Annotated in this window: 14 protein-coding genes; 2 read left to right on the top strand and 12 right to left on the bottom strand. The window is 44.8% G+C overall.

From position 1 onward, the window contains the following. Positions 1–39 precede the first annotated feature (39 nt). From BM283_RS00545 to BM283_RS00520, 6 genes are all read right to left on the bottom strand, one after another. Positions 40–240, bottom strand: a complete 201-nt coding sequence (locus tag BM283_RS00545; RefSeq protein ID WP_090687759.1) for a DNA gyrase inhibitor YacG — start codon at positions 238–240, stop codon at positions 40–42. A gap of 12 nt (positions 241–252) precedes the next feature. Continuing rightward, complete coding sequence (gene zapD / locus BM283_RS00540; RefSeq protein WP_090687755.1) at positions 253–1,008, bottom strand: cell division protein ZapD; 756 nt, start codon at positions 1,006–1,008, stop codon at positions 253–255. A gap of 104 nt (positions 1,009–1,112) precedes the next feature. Further along, complete coding sequence (gene coaE, locus BM283_RS00535) at positions 1,113–1,733, bottom strand: dephospho-CoA kinase (protein WP_090687749.1); 621 nt, start codon at positions 1,731–1,733, stop codon at positions 1,113–1,115. Positions 1,734–1,736: 3 nt separating this feature from the next. After that, complete coding sequence (locus BM283_RS00530) at positions 1,737–2,597, bottom strand: prepilin peptidase (protein WP_090687748.1); 861 nt, start codon at positions 2,595–2,597, stop codon at positions 1,737–1,739. Positions 2,598–2,629: 32 nt separating this feature from the next. Beyond that, positions 2,630–3,853 carry a type II secretion system F family protein gene (locus BM283_RS00525; RefSeq protein WP_090687745.1) on the bottom strand — a complete coding sequence of 408 codons (1,224 nt, stop codon included), beginning with the start codon at positions 3,851–3,853 and terminating at the stop codon, positions 2,630–2,632. Positions 3,854–4,144: 291 nt separating this feature from the next. Continuing rightward, a complete protein-coding gene (locus BM283_RS00520) occupies positions 4,145–5,053 on the bottom strand; it encodes an SDR family oxidoreductase (protein ID WP_090687743.1) in 909 nt (302 codons plus the stop codon). A gap of 44 nt (positions 5,054–5,097) precedes the next feature. Here BM283_RS00520 and BM283_RS00515 point away from each other — a divergent pair, with 44 nt between their 5' ends. Further along, a complete protein-coding gene (locus tag BM283_RS00515; RefSeq protein ID WP_090687740.1) occupies positions 5,098–6,141 on the top strand; it encodes a CDP-6-deoxy-delta-3,4-glucoseen reductase in 1,044 nt (347 codons plus the stop codon). 2 nt (positions 6,142–6,143) lie between these two features. Here the strand turns inward: BM283_RS00515 and BM283_RS00510 are convergent, their stop codons facing one another. Genes BM283_RS00510 through hemC form a run of 4 tightly spaced genes read right to left on the bottom strand, consistent with a single transcriptional unit; the run spans position 6,144 to position 9,854 of the window. Continuing rightward, entirely contained in the window at positions 6,144–7,322 is a 1,179-nt protein-coding gene (locus BM283_RS00510; RefSeq protein WP_090687738.1) for a heme biosynthesis HemY N-terminal domain-containing protein, read from the bottom strand. Further along, entirely contained in the window at positions 7,319–8,098 is a 780-nt protein-coding gene (locus BM283_RS00505; RefSeq protein WP_090687736.1) for a uroporphyrinogen-III C-methyltransferase, read from the bottom strand. The genes BM283_RS00510 and BM283_RS00505 overlap by 4 nt, the downstream gene beginning before the upstream one ends. Before the next feature lie 13 nt (positions 8,099–8,111). Beyond that, the gene (locus BM283_RS00500) at positions 8,112–8,894 is read right to left on the bottom strand and encodes a uroporphyrinogen-III synthase (RefSeq protein WP_090687733.1); all 783 of its coding nucleotides are present in this window, start codon (positions 8,892–8,894) and stop codon (positions 8,112–8,114) included. A 9-nt stretch (positions 8,895–8,903) separates the two neighbouring features. Beyond that, the gene (gene hemC, locus BM283_RS00495) at positions 8,904–9,854 is read right to left on the bottom strand and encodes a hydroxymethylbilane synthase (protein ID WP_090687730.1); all 951 of its coding nucleotides are present in this window, start codon (positions 9,852–9,854) and stop codon (positions 8,904–8,906) included. 122 nt (positions 9,855–9,976) lie between these two features. On the opposite strand from hemC, the gene ppc reads away from it, so the two are divergent. Continuing rightward, positions 9,977–12,775: a phosphoenolpyruvate carboxylase gene (gene ppc / locus BM283_RS00490; protein WP_090687727.1), complete on the top strand. Its 2,799-nt coding sequence runs from the start codon at positions 9,977–9,979 to the stop codon at positions 12,773–12,775. A gap of 236 nt (positions 12,776–13,011) precedes the next feature. On the opposite strand, the gene BM283_RS19170 is transcribed toward ppc, so the two are convergent. Together BM283_RS19170 and BM283_RS19165 are read right to left on the bottom strand one after the other, a co-directional pair. Then, the gene (locus BM283_RS19170) at positions 13,012–14,337 is read right to left on the bottom strand and encodes a hypothetical protein (protein WP_217646390.1); all 1,326 of its coding nucleotides are present in this window, start codon (positions 14,335–14,337) and stop codon (positions 13,012–13,014) included. Between the two features lie 33 nt (positions 14,338–14,370). Beyond that, on the bottom strand, positions 14,371–15,918 hold the full coding sequence (locus BM283_RS19165) for a site-specific DNA-methyltransferase (protein WP_217646389.1): 1,548 nt from the start codon (positions 15,916–15,918) through the stop codon (positions 14,371–14,373).

The raw sequence follows: 15,918 nt of genomic DNA, 5'->3' as shown, positions 1-15,918 counted from the left end.
GCATCATTTGAACTTATTCGCGACTATCAAATTGCAGAATTAACTAAAAGTATCAGAATTCTGGTTAAAAACCTCGTGTTCTTCTTCCTGCTTAGCCTCTGATACACGATAAGATTCTGTTGCCCATTGCGCGAGATCGTGCATTTTGCAACGTTCGGAGCAGAAAGGTCGATAACGGTTTGTTGTGCTCCAGGTGACTGATTTGCCGCATTGAGGACAATTAACAATTGTTGGTTTCATGACTTTAGAGAATTACAAATTACAATAAGCTAACTCAAAATCAATATCTTCTTCGTAGGTATTCATTTTCTGATCTGGTCCAAACGGAATAAAACGAATATTAAGCGCATACTTATTAGCGCTGATTTCAGGTACACATGGAATTTCTTTCTCGATTTTCAGGCGCAGTAGCTGTGCTAAGTGACCTGAATCAGTCTGTTGAAATAAACCTTGATAAGCAGTATAGCGAAAAATCCTTCCGCTATTTCTCAGCAGCTTCAATATGATGTTAGAACTACTGCGTATAGGAAGCAAAGGCGCGATCCATTCGCTAAAATCATGATGACGCATCTCAGGCGTTATACTTAGCCAGTAATGATAAGATGGTAAATCAAATTCACATGCTCCGCCTGGTAAATTCATACGTTGTTTGATACTCATTAGCCATTCATTATCACGTAAATGCCCTCCTATACGGCCTGAGATATTCAGTAAATCTCGGAATGTAACGGTAATATCATTAAGTACACGGTTCAATGCCTCTTCAGAGATTTCCGGATTTTTGCGTAAACCTTCCAACAAGCCTCTTTGTCGTTCCAGCTCCTGCAGCAAATCCGATTTAATATCGGCACGCCCGGTTACATCAAGAATTTCAAATAACGCGACAAGCGCCGCATGATGTTCAACCGGTGTGTCGCGCGCTAAAAAAAAGTCAACTTTGTTAAATAAATCTTCAAGTCGCAACAAAGTGCGAATACGTTCATTAAGCGGGTGTTCGTAGCAAATCACGGTAATTATGATACTGAAAGTAATAATAGCAGAATAGAATCATACGCGATCAAACATCATTTCTGTAGAAAGTTTGATGCTTAAGCTAATACGAATAAGGTTGATTAAGCAGGTTTATTCAATTTATCCTTTGATAAGGCAAGGTATTTTAGGTGGAGCCTTTCCACTTGTTTTTGCAGATGATCAAGATCCTGATCATTGATAATGATGTCATCCGCTTGCATGAGACGTTCTTTTCGTGAAACTTGTGTTGCCATAATAGCGTGTATTTCTCGTTCGTCCAACTTACTGCGAGCAATGGTACGTGAAATCTGTAATTGCTCCGTACAATCAATGACCAGAATTCGATGGACTAGTTCTTGAAAAGCCTTTGCTTCCAACAGTAATGGCACAACAATGAGAAGATAAGCAGAAGTCGCTAACTGAATACGACGGACCACTTCCTGGTAAATAAGCGGATGTAGGATAGCTTCCAGTTCGTTCTTGAAAATAGGATTTAAAAACACCAGCTTACGCATTTTATCGCGGTCTAGAGAACCATCATTGCTAATAAAGCTTGTGCCAAATGTTTTTTTGATGAGGCTCATTGCTTTGCCTCCAGGCAAGGTTAATTCATGTGCGATTTCATCCGTATCAATGATGTCAATACCATGGGCAGCAAAATATTTTGTAGCCATAGATTTACCACAACCAATTCCGCCAGTTAAACCGATGATCAAAGGCATGCACTAGAATAAACCAAAGTAAGCGTGATTAATCTTATTCCCCCAGAATAAGGCAATCAAACCTCCGCCAGCTAGATAGGGGCCAAATGGAATGGTAGTATTTCTTTGAAATTTCTTGGTAATTATCAATATGAAACTAATGACTCCTCCTGCAAATGAGGAAAATAGAATGACTAATGGTAACATTTGCCAGCCTAGCCACGCACCAATTGCGGCGAGTAATTTGAAATCGCCATAACCCATTCCTTCTTTGCCCGTGATCAGTTTGAATCCCCAATAAATGGTCCATAGAACAAGATAACCGGCAACTGTGCCTATAATAGCTGATCGAATGTCAATAAAACCATTATCCAGATTAAATAAAAGCCCGATCCAGAGTAAAGGTAATGTAATCGTATCAGGTAATAATTGGCTGTCCAAATCGATAAAGGTAAGGGCAATCATCGCCCAAATAAATAACAAGGCGGCGATAGCAGTCAAGCCAAATCCGAAGTGCCATGCCGTAAAACCGCTCATAATGCCTGTCAATCCTTCGACAATGGGGTAGCGAAGGGAAATACGCGCATTGCATTGGGAACAGTATCCTTTTAGGAATAAATAACTGATGAGGGGAATATTTTCGAATACGGTAATTCTATGCTCACATTGAGGGCAAGTAGAGCGAGGCATGACCAGATTGAAAACCGGTGAATGATGAATATTCTCTCCCCGTAATTCAGCACATTGTTGGTGCCATGCTCGTTCCATCATTCTGGGAAGCCGGTAAATGACTACATTCAAAAAACTACCCACGATTATTCCAATGATAGTGCTAAAAGCGATAAAAATTGCCGGTGAATGCTGAAGAGAATCGGTTAATGTCATGTATTGATTATCTGATTGGTTATAAGCGGCAACTAGCCAACGACTTGGCCCATTTTGAAGATAGGTAAGTACATGGCGACAACCATGCCCCCGATGAGGGTGCCAAGGACTACCATGATCACGGGTTCCATCAGGCTGGAGAGCGCTTCCACCGCATTATCTACCTCTGCTTCAAAAAAATCTGCGATTTTACTTAACATCGAATCCAGAGAACCAGATTCTTCTCCAATGGCTACCATTTGTAGAACCATGTTAGAAAAGACGTTGGTCTGCGTCATCGCGTCTACTAAGCTACTCCCTGTACTTACTTCTATCTGAATTTTTTTAGTTGCATCAAAATAAATGTGGTTCCCTGCAGCGCCTGCAACTGAGTCCATTGCTTCAACGAGTGGAACGCCTGCAGCAAACATGGTGGAAAGCGTGCGAGCCCAGCGTGCTACCGTCGCTTTCCTGATCACCTCTCCAAAAACAGGTAATCTCAATACAAGCCGGTCCATAATACGTTGCATAGCTGTTGAACGTTTCCATATATAAAAGAAAGCATAAAGACCCAACCCTATTCCGCCAAATATTGCCCACCAATAATCGACAAAGAAATCCGAAATAGCCATAATCATTAACGTCGGTGCTGGAAGATCCGCGCCAAAATTCTGGAATAATTCTTTGAAGGCAGGAATAACAAAAATCATGATGACTGCTGTAATGATAAAGGCAACTACTATAATGGATATAGGGTAAAATAGCGCGGATTTAATTTTTCCTTTGATTGCCTGAATTTTTTCCTTATAAGTCGCTAAGCGATCTAACAAATCATCAAGGATGCCCGCTGCTTCTCCTGCTGCCACAAGATTACAAAACAAGGCATCAAAGTAGAGTGGATATTTTCGAAAAGCATTTGCCAGACTACTCCCGGTTTCAATATCCATTTTTATATCCATCAATAATTTACCGACTGCCTGATTGCTATGCCCCTTGCCTACGATATCGAAGGCTTGTAACAAAGGAACGCCAGATTTCATCATGGTGGCAAGCTGGCGCGTAAACAAAGTAATATCTTTATCCCTGATATTTCCCTTTATTTTGGTTTTAGCTACTTTTGTGATGCGGATACCCTGGCGGCGTAGAGTAGAGGTAACCACGATAGCGCCTGCTGCGCGCATTTCTCCTTTAACTACTTTGCCAGATCTGTCTTTACCTTCCCATGAGAAGCTCGTTTCTTTGACTTTCTTATCCGGGCGCCCTATCACAGCCGACATACTAAACCTCCTTGTTATCCCAATATTATTTATTATCTTAAAGGCAGTTTCTTAGGATAATTCCATAAAATTTAAGATTGCTGAGTTTACTCATTTCATTAAAAATACTGCCAGATATTGGAATTTAACGGCAATTTTTAATAATTAGTTTAGCTTCTCTGCGTGAAGGAAATGGTTTTTACCACTTTCAATGTTCGTCAGATTCACGTTGTATCCCATTTCTAAATCAAAACTGGCTTTGCCGGCCTCACCTTGCCGTATGATTGATACTGTCTGCGGCTCACCTTCGCATCATTTTTGATTTAGAAATGGAAGTAAACATGCCTTGGCAATACCGCTACTAATAGTAGGATAAAGTAACTTGATATGTAGTTCTTGTTTTATGCGAGCATTGGTTAAGCGGCGCGATTCATTCATGAAGGACATCAGGCTGGGCGATATATATTTATTTGCTTGGAAGCGAGCAATTCTGGGTGGGCGTGGTAAGCTAAAATGATCGGCCACCAGATCAAAATAATCACCCATTTTTAAATGTGAATCATCGCTTGCATGATAAACTCTGCCTGCTTTTCCATAATGAAGAGTTGCGACAATAATACGTGCCAGATCATCTGCATGAATATGGTTGGTATAGCTGTCTTCATCTGCTATAAGTACGGGGGTACCTTGTCGTAGACGTGCAAGAGGCAAGCGATCAGCCGCATAAATTCCAGGGACGCGAATAATGGAAACTGACACACCATTGCGTATTCCCCAATTTCTAACTTGTCTTTCTGCATCAACACGCCGCCAGGCGCGCTCGTTAGTTGGATTGAGTGGATGGTTTTCGCTTACCCATTCGCCTTGGCAATCACCATAGACTCCACTGGTACTGATATAGATTAGCCGTTGTGGTAGTATTCTCCTTTTTGCTAATGTTCGCCGATGCAGAGTTGCTAACAGATGGGTGGTGCGTGAATCTTTTAAACCATAACCGGGCGGTGGAGCCAAATAGAGTATCGCTTGTGCCATGCCCGCAAGTCTGCCGAGGCTGTCGGGTTGATCGAGGTCACCGGCTATGGGTGTAATTCTGTGAGTACGTAATTTACAGAAATTTTCCGGTTTTCGACACAAACCTAGCAGTCGGTAGCGTTTATGTAGCAGCGGCGCTATTCGTAAGGCGATGTCGCCACATCCTATAATCAAAAGCGTTTTTTTCATTATTACTTATTTTATCAATAGTTTTTTCATTTATTCACGAGAAAATGTCGTATCAAATCATTATTAAGCCGAGTGATCATATTTTTACTGTAGAACCCCACGAAACGATACTTGAAGCTGCATTGCGGCAAGGATGCTCCCTTCCTTACGGTTGTCGTAACGGTTCATGTGGGGCATGCAAAGGAAAAATCATGCAAGGTAGGGTTGATTACGGCAGATATAATCAAGAAACGCTTACAGATACTGAGAAGCAGCATGGTTTGGCATTGTTTTGCTGTGCCAAGCCTTTATCTGATTTGGTTATCGAATGCCGTGAAGTAGATGCTATTAAGGATATTAAAATCAGGATTATGCCAAGTCGCGTGCATAAACTAGAGCGTGCTGCACCAGATGTGATGATTATATACTTAAAACTACCTACAAACGAACGATTGCAATTTCTTCCAGGTCAATATATCGATATTCTGTTGAAAGATGGAAAGCGTCGAAGTTTTTCGTTGGCCAATGCGCCCCATGATGATGAATTTTTGCAGATTCATGCACGTAAATATCCTGGCGGCGTATTTTCAGAGCATGTTTTCTCGCATATGAAAGAGAGAGATATCCTCCGTTTCGAAGGCCCCCTGGGTTCTTTTGTTCTGCGCAATAATTCTGTTGCTCATCCCATTATTTTTCTTGCCAGTGGTACTGGCTTTGCTCCTGTAAAAAGCATACTCGAGCATATTTTTTATACTGAAAACAATCATAAGCACAACAGAAAAATGATCCTTTACTGGGGAGCGCGTACCAAGGCAGATCTTTATCTGGAAAAATTAGCAAAGGAATGGGAACAACAGCATAAAAATTTTACTTTTATTCCGGTACTGTCAGATGCCCTACCGACAGATAACTGGGCTGGCCGGTCTGGATTGGTGCATAAAGCAGTACTTGAGGATTTTGAGAGCCTGGCAGACTACCAGGTATATGCTTGTGGCTCGCCGCTTATGATTAAAGCTGCTTATCAAGATTTTACACAATTTAAAAATATGCGAACCGAAAATTTCTTCTCTGATATATTTTCCCCTTCAACAGGCAATCCTGTCGAATAAGTTTAACTATTCAATTTCTTTAATGTAAACCCTAATCCTTTATGATAATGATCTGCAGCCAGCTCAGTTTTATCCAGTTTTTCGAATAATTGTGCTAAAGCCAGATGAGCGGCACGGCTTGGCTCAATTGACAAGCTTGCTTCGAGATAATTTTGTGCTTTACCCCATAGTTCACAGTAAGTGCATAATTTTCCTAGCGTGAGTAATAATTCAGCATTGTTAGGATGCTTGCTTAGCCAACCTTCCGCTCGCTGGATTTGCCAGCTCACACTGCCATACAGGCAATTAGCATAAAGTGTAATTAATTCTGGATCTAACTTGGCATCAATGCTTTGTTCAATAATCTTTTGAGCGGTTGATACCTCATTCAATGCCATATAAGCACGAGCGGCTACTGCAGCCAGTCTGCTATCCAGTCTTTCTGCCGGGTATAATTTGTTCCAGTATTTATTAAGTAATTCTAAATTCGAACCATATTTCTTAATATTCTCTACATGAGCATGATGCTTGATGTGTTCAATTAATGTCCTGTCAACGGGATAGCGTTTTTCAAGAATATCCGTCAACTCTAAAACTTCATCCCAATGTTGGGCCATCTGCTGTGCTTTTAATTCCAATTGAAGAACAGCGGTGCTTTGTAGTCCACCCATTGAGTAAAGGGATTGTAAGGCGTTTAACGCTTCTTTATGACGTCCCTCTTCAAGTAATAATTCTGCTTGGGTTACCAGCCTTAACGCTTTTTCTTGAGGAGCTTTTTGTTCCGCAATATTTAGATAATGGTCACGTTGTGAATAATTTCCCTGTCGATGAGCTGCGTGTGCTGCAATGGCAGCGTTAACCGCGCTAATGACAGGAGGGCTTTTTAATTTTAATACTGTGGCTGCAGCTTTCTCTGCTTTATCATAGTGCTCCTCAAAAAATGTTTTGACAGCAGCAAGCATGGATTCCCTAATTCTTTTATGATGTAAGCGTCTCTTTAATCCCAGTATTCTTGCTATCAATCTGACTAACAGATAGAAAATAAAGAAAGCCGCAATCAACGAAATGATAAAAATATTGATTGTAAGCTCAATCTTGTAAGGTGGCACGATCATTAGTACAGAGCCGTTGTTATATTGAGCGGCAATTACAACTGCTACTGCCGCAGCAAATAGAGCTAACACCCAGAGCACCAGTTTCATTTACTCTCCTCATCACGTTTAAGCTGATAAATCTGCACGATATCAAAACGTCGTGAAACATCGGATAGTGCCTTATCAATTGTATAATTATGTATTTGATTTAATTGATTCAGTAGATCGGTAACAGATTCTGTTTGTTTGTCATAGTAGCGATTGATCAATTCTGTTGCAGTCTCCAAGCTTGCTTGGAAATTGGTTTGATCGTGAGAAAGCAGGAAAGCTTGTGCCAATAACAATTGTAGTTTTATTTTTTCTTGTAGAAGTTCGCGCTGAGAAGGGGATAGCAAATCAATTTCCGGGCTATCCACCTTCTGAATCACTATAAATTGTTGGAGATCTCGCTGAATATCATTAATGAATAATTGATAGCCACGATTATCTTCTGCTGCGAATTGTTTAAATGGAAGATTAACTTTAATTAAATGAGCATCCATCGCTAACGGTAATGCATCAATCTTCTCGAGCAGATTGGAGAGCTTTTCCAGTGCTTCCTGTTGCTCGAGAGAAGTAACCGCTGTTGCACGTAGTTCGTTAAGCTGTTGTTGAGTTTCTTGTTGAGCGGTTTGCACTTCAGAGATAAGCTTGCGTGGTTTCTTGCCCAAAAAATCAACATTGGTCAAATATTCCGCTATGGATCGTTGAATATCAGTAATGTGACCTCGCCTGTCTGCCCATTGCCATGCCAAGAAAGCAATAGCTATAAGAATAATAAAAAATAGAACTAAAATACTCAGGTGTGATGATTTCGGTGGAGCCGTGTTAATCTCTCTATTCATGATTTTCGAGAAGTTAATTTTTAATTGATAGAAAATATCCCAGCAATCCTTGTACTAATCCATCATCTCCAGCAGCAGTAACGTGTATATTGGTAAGGCCAAGTTCTTTTGCAACACAGGCAATGCGTTCATGCGCAGTGAACAAAGGTGTTTTTTTAAGTAATTGTTGGCCAACTTTACCTATCATGTCAAATAAATTATGTAATCCTTCACTGCTTGTCACTGTAACGGCATGTAATGCATTATTTGACCAACTGTCCAGCAGGGGTGATACATCTATTTTAGGCTTGTCACGGCGATAGCATTCAATATATTCTAAATGAGCTCCTCGTTGAATCAAGGTCTCACCCAATAATTTCCGGCCATCATTTCCGCGGAAAATAACAATATTTTTATCTAATACTTGCTGCAATTCCGGCATTCCGAGCAGGGCTTCACTGTCATAGCGACTGGATGGCACAATAATGTTTTTTATTCCGTACTGTCTGAGCTTATTGGCGCTTCCTTCTCCCACTACGGCAATTTTCAGGTTGGGTGGTAAGGTTCGGTGAGCCTGGATCAAGGGGACCGCTTTATCAACTGCATTCGGGCTAACGAAAATGGCCAGATCAAATTCATCGAGACGGCTAATAACCTTAAGAAGAGGCTGAGGATTACTGGTATCGGATATCTCCAGAACAGGAAATAATACCGGGTTGCCACCCTTTTTCTTGATTTCATTGATCAGATGGGCGGCTTGATGTGCCGGGCGTGTGACTAAAACGTATAATCCTGCTAGTGGTTGCGTTTCTGGCAAGTGGCACCTTCAATCATGGGGTTGCACCAAGGTTGCTAAAATTTCATCAGCACCTTGTTTCCTGAGACTCTCTGCTAATCGCTGACCAAGCGTAATGCCATCTTCTGGCTTACCGCTTAATTTATCATTTATCATGTTCGTTCCATCAGGATTCGCGACAAAACCCCGTAACGTGAGCACATCATCCGTAATTTCTGCAAAACCTCCCAGTGGTACCTGGCAGCTTCCTCCCAATACGCGGCTCATCGCTCGCTCTGCTTCAACACAATAGGCGGTTTCAGCATGATGTAAAGGTTGCATCAGTGATGCTAAATCAGCTCGATCATCGCGGCATTCTATGCCAAGTGCACCTTGTCCAACTGCCGGTAGGCTTATTTCGGGTTCAAGTAATGAAGTAATGCGATAAGTCAGTTCCAAGCGCTTCAGTCCGGCTGCTGCTAAAATGATGGCGGCAAATTGACCCTCATCCAGTTTGCGCAATCGGGTTTGCACATTTCCACGCAAGGGTTGGACTTGTAAATGTGGATAGCGTGCGTGTAACTGGGATTCGCGTCTCAGACTGGAAGTGCCGACGATGCTCCCCGCAGGCAATTCGTCAAGATGAGTATATTTATTTGAAACAAACGCATCGCGAGGATCTTCACGTTCAGTGATAGCCGCCAGCATGAATCCTGGTGGCATATTCATCGGCACGTCTTTCATCGAGTGCACAGCAATATCTGCACGACCATCTTCCAGTGCCTGTTCGAGTTCCTTGATAAATAGCCCCTTGCCGCCAATTTTTGAAAGAGAAATATCAAGAATTTGATCGCCTTGTGTGGTCATGCCAAGTATGTTGATTTCGGATTGCGGGTATAATTCACGTAATCGATCCCGAATATAATTGGCTTGCCACATGGCAAGGAGGCTTTCACGAGAGGCAATAGTAATTTTAGAAGGGGGGGTAAATGAATTTGACATTAATTCTAATATGAAAAGATTACAAAACTTTCAGAAACGAATCATTTTAGCATGGTCCATCATGGTATGGACGATAGCATACGTGAATTACCAGAATTTTATTAGATGGGGGATGCATTGAGATGAGTTCTGACGCTGGTGTAAGTGTTTATTCTGACAACAATATGAGCGAGGAAAAGGATAAGCCTTTGCGTGAGGACATCCGTATGCTTGGTCGCATGCTGGGGGATACTTTGCGGGAGCAGGAAGGGGAGGCAACGTTTGAATTGGTCGAAACCATTCGTCAAACGGCAGTTCGCTTTCGTCGTGAACAAGATCCTAAAGCGCGTCAAGAGCTTGACATGATCTTGAACCGGTTAAGCAATAAGGCAACGATCGCGGTCGTACGCGCCTTTAGTTATTTTTCACTGCTTTCTAATATTGCGGAGGATCTGCATCATAACCGGCGGCGACGAGCTCATTTGCGCCAAGGATCTTCACCTCAGCCCGGCAGTGTTACGCTCGCACTGGAACGGGTGCTGGCAAGTGGTATAGATAACGCGAGCTTGGATAATTTTTTTGCTCAGGCAATGATCTCTCCGGTATTGACGGCTCATCCTACCGAGGTTCAGCGTAGGAGCATACTCGATTGTCAATTGACTATTCAGCGCTTATTGCAGGAACGCGACCGTATCCAGCTTACGCCTAACGAATTGCGCCACAATGAAGAAGCGTTGCGTGCTGCCATTCAGATTTTATGGCAAACCCGTATGCTGCGGTCAGTACGTCTTACCGTTCATGATGAAATTGAGAATGGCCTTATTTATTATACTTATACCTTCCTGAGCCAGGTACCTTATATCTATGCCAAGATCGAGGATTTGCTGGAGCGTCATAAGGGTAAAGAGGCGCCTCATGTGGCCTCTTTTTTGCGTATTGGTAGTTGGATAGGTGGTGACCGGGATGGCAACCCTTTTGTGACGCATCAGGTTATGTTGCATGCGGCAGAGCGCCAAGCCACGCTCGTATTCGATTTTTATATGGACGAAGTCAGCAAGATTGGGCGGACCATGAGTCTGGCTGAGCGTCTGATCCATGTAAGTGAGGAACTTGAGCAATTAGCTGCTGCTTCGCCAGATATTCCTGCGAGCCGCATTGATGAGCCATATCGACGAGCATTCCTCGGCATTTATGCACGTTTGGCTGCAACCAGTCGGCAACGTGGGCTTGCAGCGATGCAACGAGAGCCAGTCAATCCAACAGAACCTTATGCAGACAGTGCAGAGTTTATCCATGATCTTGATATCGTGATCGATTCACTCAAGCAGCACAAATCAGATTGGCTGGCGCGCGGTGCATTGCGTAATTTGCGGCGAGCAGTGGATGTATTTGGATTCCACCTGGCCTCACTTGATATGCGGCAGCATAGTAAAGTACATGAGCAGGTTGTTGCGGAGTTATTTGCGCGTGGCACTCGTCGGGATAATTATCTCGAGCTGTCGGCGAGTGAGCGTATGAAATGGCTACTGGCAGAAATCAGTAGCCTGCGATTACTCCATTCCCCTTATTTGACCTACTCCGAACCGACACAAAGTGAATTGCGAATTTTGCAAATGGCAGCAGAAATCCAGCGCCGCTTTGGTCATGCTGCGCTGCCAAATTACATTATTTCCATGACAACAGGTGTCATCAATATCCTGGAGGTCGCACTATTATTGAAAGAGGCGGGTTTGCTCCGGGCGGGCGAGAAGCCGCAGTTGGGTTTGAATATTATTCCATTATTTGAAACCATTGAGGATTTACGCAGTTGCAGCGCCGTTATGGATGAATTATTTTCATTGCCATACTACCGTAAATTGCTGGATTCGCGTGGCAATGTACAGGAAGTCATGCTCGGCTATTCGGACAGTAACAAAGATGGGGGCTTTCTTACTTCCAACTGGGAAATATACAAAGCTGAAATTGAATTGACGAAAATTTTTGCCAAGCACAAGGTGGAACTACGCTTGTTTCACGGACGCGGCGGGACGGTTGGACGCGGTGGCGGCCCCAGCTATCAAGGGATCATGGCGCAACCCCCGAGCAGTGTGAACGGGCAGATACGGTTGACCGAACAGGGAGAGGTTGTGGCAAGTAAATATACCGATCCGGAAATAGGACGCCGCAATCTGGAAACATTGGTGGCTGCAACGATTGAGGCGACATTGCTAAGTCATGATGCCATCCAGGAAAATGCTGCGCACTATTACCAGGTCATGGAAACGCTCTCATCCTCTGCATTTGCAGTCTATCGAGATCTGGTATACGAAACACCCGGTTTCAAACAATTTTTCCAGGAATCCACCCCGATCCGGGAAATCGCCGGGTTGCACATTGGCAGTCGGCCTTCTTCCCGTAAACCTTCTGATCGAATTGAAGATTTACGGGCTATTCCCTGGGTATTCAGCTGGAGTCTCAATCGTACTATGCTGCCAGGATGGTATGGTTTTGGTTCGGCGGTGGAAGCATTCGTTCAGCAGGCGCAAGGAGAGGAAACCGGATTACAATTATTACAAGAGATGTATCAAAAATGGCCCTTTTTGCAAACCTTATTATCGAATATGGATATGGTGTTGGCAAAGACCGATATGGGGATTGCCTCACGCTACGCTGAGTTAGTCACTGATGCCACCTTGCGTAACCATATCTTTGGACGTATCCAGGCAGAATGGGAACGTAGCGTAAAATGGTTGTTTGCAATCACAGGACATACAGCGTTGCTGCAGGAAAATCCTACCTTGGCGCGTAGTATTCGTATTCGCACGCCTTATATCGATCCGCTTAACCATTTGCAAATTGAATTGCTGCGTCGTTATCGTGCCGGCGATGATGTGGAACAAGTACACCGCGCCATTCATCTTACGATAAATGGCGTCGCAGCAGGGTTGAGAAATAGCGGTTAAGTCAGGCAGCTAAACGGGTGCAAGGATGTGATGAAAAATTTTGCATCCGGTTGGAAGTTGTAGCGCTGTAGATGGGTTGGAGCGCGTATTTTAAGGGATTCTGCACAGATCGGCTGGAGATGGATCGTAGCAAAGTTTCACAAGAGCGCTCTCCGGACGCTGCTCGGATGCTATCGGGGCGCTATCGTCTTTATGAAACCTTGCGAAGATAACCTGCCGCCTCACCTGGCTGCTGCTCAACGAAATACTTGAGCGGTTTCAGCAGGCCGAACCTCACCCGCCTTGAACACCTTCATCACTTCATCACCCAAGTGGTTGATCACCTTCACCGCAATACGGCCTGACTGAGGCTTGGGAAAAGGCCGTGAGCAGTCGCTGTTGAGGGTAGCCCACGCTTCTTCGTTAATCTCGGCTTTCAAGGTGGTCTTGAGCGCTTTATAGGGATCGTTCTGGCCGAGGAAGTAAGCATGGCGCACGAAAAAGCTTTCGCCGTTATAGTCGGTATCGATAAACCAGCAGGCAATGCCTTCGGCGCCATCGCTGCGGATGTCACCCGTACTGGGGTCAAACACATCGACTCCATTTACTTTCACGCGGATAAGGCCATTTGCTTCATCGTGGATGTCGATGTCGGGTTCGCCGAAGATGACGAACAGATTGCCTTTGCCGGTGGCCTTGAGTTCGCCGGCCATGTGCAGGTCAGCATTCATGCGCGCCTTGAGAATCGGGATGCGGCCCAGCTTGTGGAACTCGCCCGCCTGCGCCTCGTAGTTGAAGGCGCAGGCAATGAGCGCATCAAAGCCGGCATCACCCGCTTCGCGTGCAGCATCGACCAGATCAGGGCGGGAAACGGTGCCGAACTCGGGGCCGATAAAAATACCTGCACGTTTTTCACGTAATTCATCTGCCACCCCTTCCGCGTATTTGCCTTCCGCGCAAATATAGTTGCCCGGCCAGCCGGTAATGGCAGTGAAGGTGATGCGGTCTTCCTTGTGCGCTTGCTGCACGCCTGCAGTTTTGAGGTTTTCCAGGATCATCTGCTCGAAACGATGACCCGTTGCATAGTCGGCATCTGGTTGTGCCATCTTGTACGGATCGATCAGCTCATCATTCTCATCCACCCCGAGCACGCGGTGGGGACTCAGACTCTCTACGGTAAATGGACCGGCCACGCGCACCTTCTTCTTGTCCTCATAGGGCTTGTCGTAGAGATATTCATACTCAGCCTTGGCAGCAATGGAAGCATCGATTTCCCTCTGCCGGGCGATACGCATTTGCCACCACTGAGCATGTAAGGCTTCCGCTTCTTCCGTCGCCCCGGCGGAGGCCGGGGCCCAGTCTTTGTCGGCTTGCTGGATTTCGGCCCCCGGATGAAGGCGCTCCGATGCAGCCTTTGCGGGAACGTCTTTGGAGAGGTCACGCGGAATTTGCCATTCTTCCCAGGAGGTACCCAATGCCTTATTCAACTGCGCACGCAGCGGTGCCAGTTTTGCCTGGTACTTGTCCCAAATGACGTCAATTTCGGCGTTATTGGCGATGGATTTGAGCGTGATATGCGGCACGCGCTCATAAACGAAGCCGTGACGTATGTTGTCTTAGGTAGGTTTGCTGGAAGGGGCGGTGCGCGTGATGTCCGCTTCTTTCAACCGGCCTTCTGCGCTGTCGGCTAACAGATAATAGGGATAACGCGCACCCATGATGCGCGCACGCGCCAGTGCCAGCGCGACGCGCGAGGTGTCGATCGTGATCCAGCGGCGGCCCCATTGTTCAGCGACATAAGCAGTGGTGCCGGAGCCGCAGGTCGGGTCAAGCACCAGGTCGCCAGGATTTGTAGACATAAGAACGCAACGCTTTACTAATTCCGATGCACTTTGTACAACATAAACTTTGGGATCAGTTCGACTTTGAATTCCGCCTATATCTGTCCATATATTTGATATAGGAATTACACTAAAGTCATTTAGTTTTCTGATATATCGAGGTCTTGTTTTAGATCGCATTATCCTACCGGCTTTATCAACTCGATACAGATCATCAATTTTTACAGTCCAATGCCTTGTACTAGGAGGAAAATAAACTTTTCCTTGGAAACTGAACTCATGAACCTCTGCCCCAACCTGGGCTCCCTCAGAGGTTACTTCGCTATCAACAATAAGTTCTTCTGGAGAAAGGCAATACATAGATAAGGAAGCAAAGGAAGATACAGGCTTATATTTTGTTCCACCTATTTCACCTGCAGATTTATCAGAATAAATTTGTTGGAATTTCACATAATTAATGTTTTTTGAATACCATAGAATAAAATCATTAATATTGGACAATAGTGCACTTGTGAACCCGGATGTCTTGCTTGTTGTAATTACACTAACAAAGTTCTTTTCCCCAAACACCTCATCCATCAACATTCGCACCCGATGCACATTCTCATCGCCAATTTGTACAAAAATCGAACCCGAATCAGTCAATAAATCGCGTGCCACCATGAGCCGGTCGCGCAGATAAGTCAAGTAGGAGTGAATACCGTCGCGCCAAGTGTCACGAAATGCCTTGACCTGCTCGGGTTCACGTGTGATGTGTGCGGCGTTACCGTCTTTCACATCGCGACTGGTAGTGCTCCACTGGAAGTTGCTGTTGAATTTGATGCCGTAGGGCGGGTCGAAATAGATGCACTGCACTTTCCCGCGCAGCCCTTCGCGTTCTGCGAGGCTTGCCATCACTTGCAGCGAATCGCCGAGGATCATGCGGTTGGTCCAATTCTGTTCGTGCTGATAGAACTCGGTCTTGTCGGCGCCGTCAGGGATGCCGTTGAAGTCGGCGAACAAGTCGAATTGTTCGGGCTGTGCTATTTGATCGCGCGCTTTGGTTTCTTTGAGCAAATCCTCGATCAGCGCCTTGGGATGCACTTTTTCCTGAATATAGAGCGGCGAGGCATGCACCACCAGATCCGACCAATCCTGCGTGTCCTTGCCGCGCCATACCAGTTGCGGGTCAAGGTCGGTATTGCGCGGATAACGCAGCATCCTGGGCTGCTTCTGTTCCTGCTCCAACACCGATTGATATTCGGCCGTCGGGATGTTTTTGCGTTTATCTTCCTTGTGACTGAGCGCTTCGACGGTTTTTTGAGGTTGTGTTTTATGCGTCAT

This window comes from Nitrosomonas sp. Nm34 (genome assembly GCF_900113925.1).
In the GTDB taxonomy this organism is placed as follows: domain Bacteria; phylum Pseudomonadota; class Gammaproteobacteria; order Burkholderiales; family Nitrosomonadaceae; genus Nitrosomonas.
This window is presented reverse-complemented; position numbering and strand designations above follow the sequence as displayed.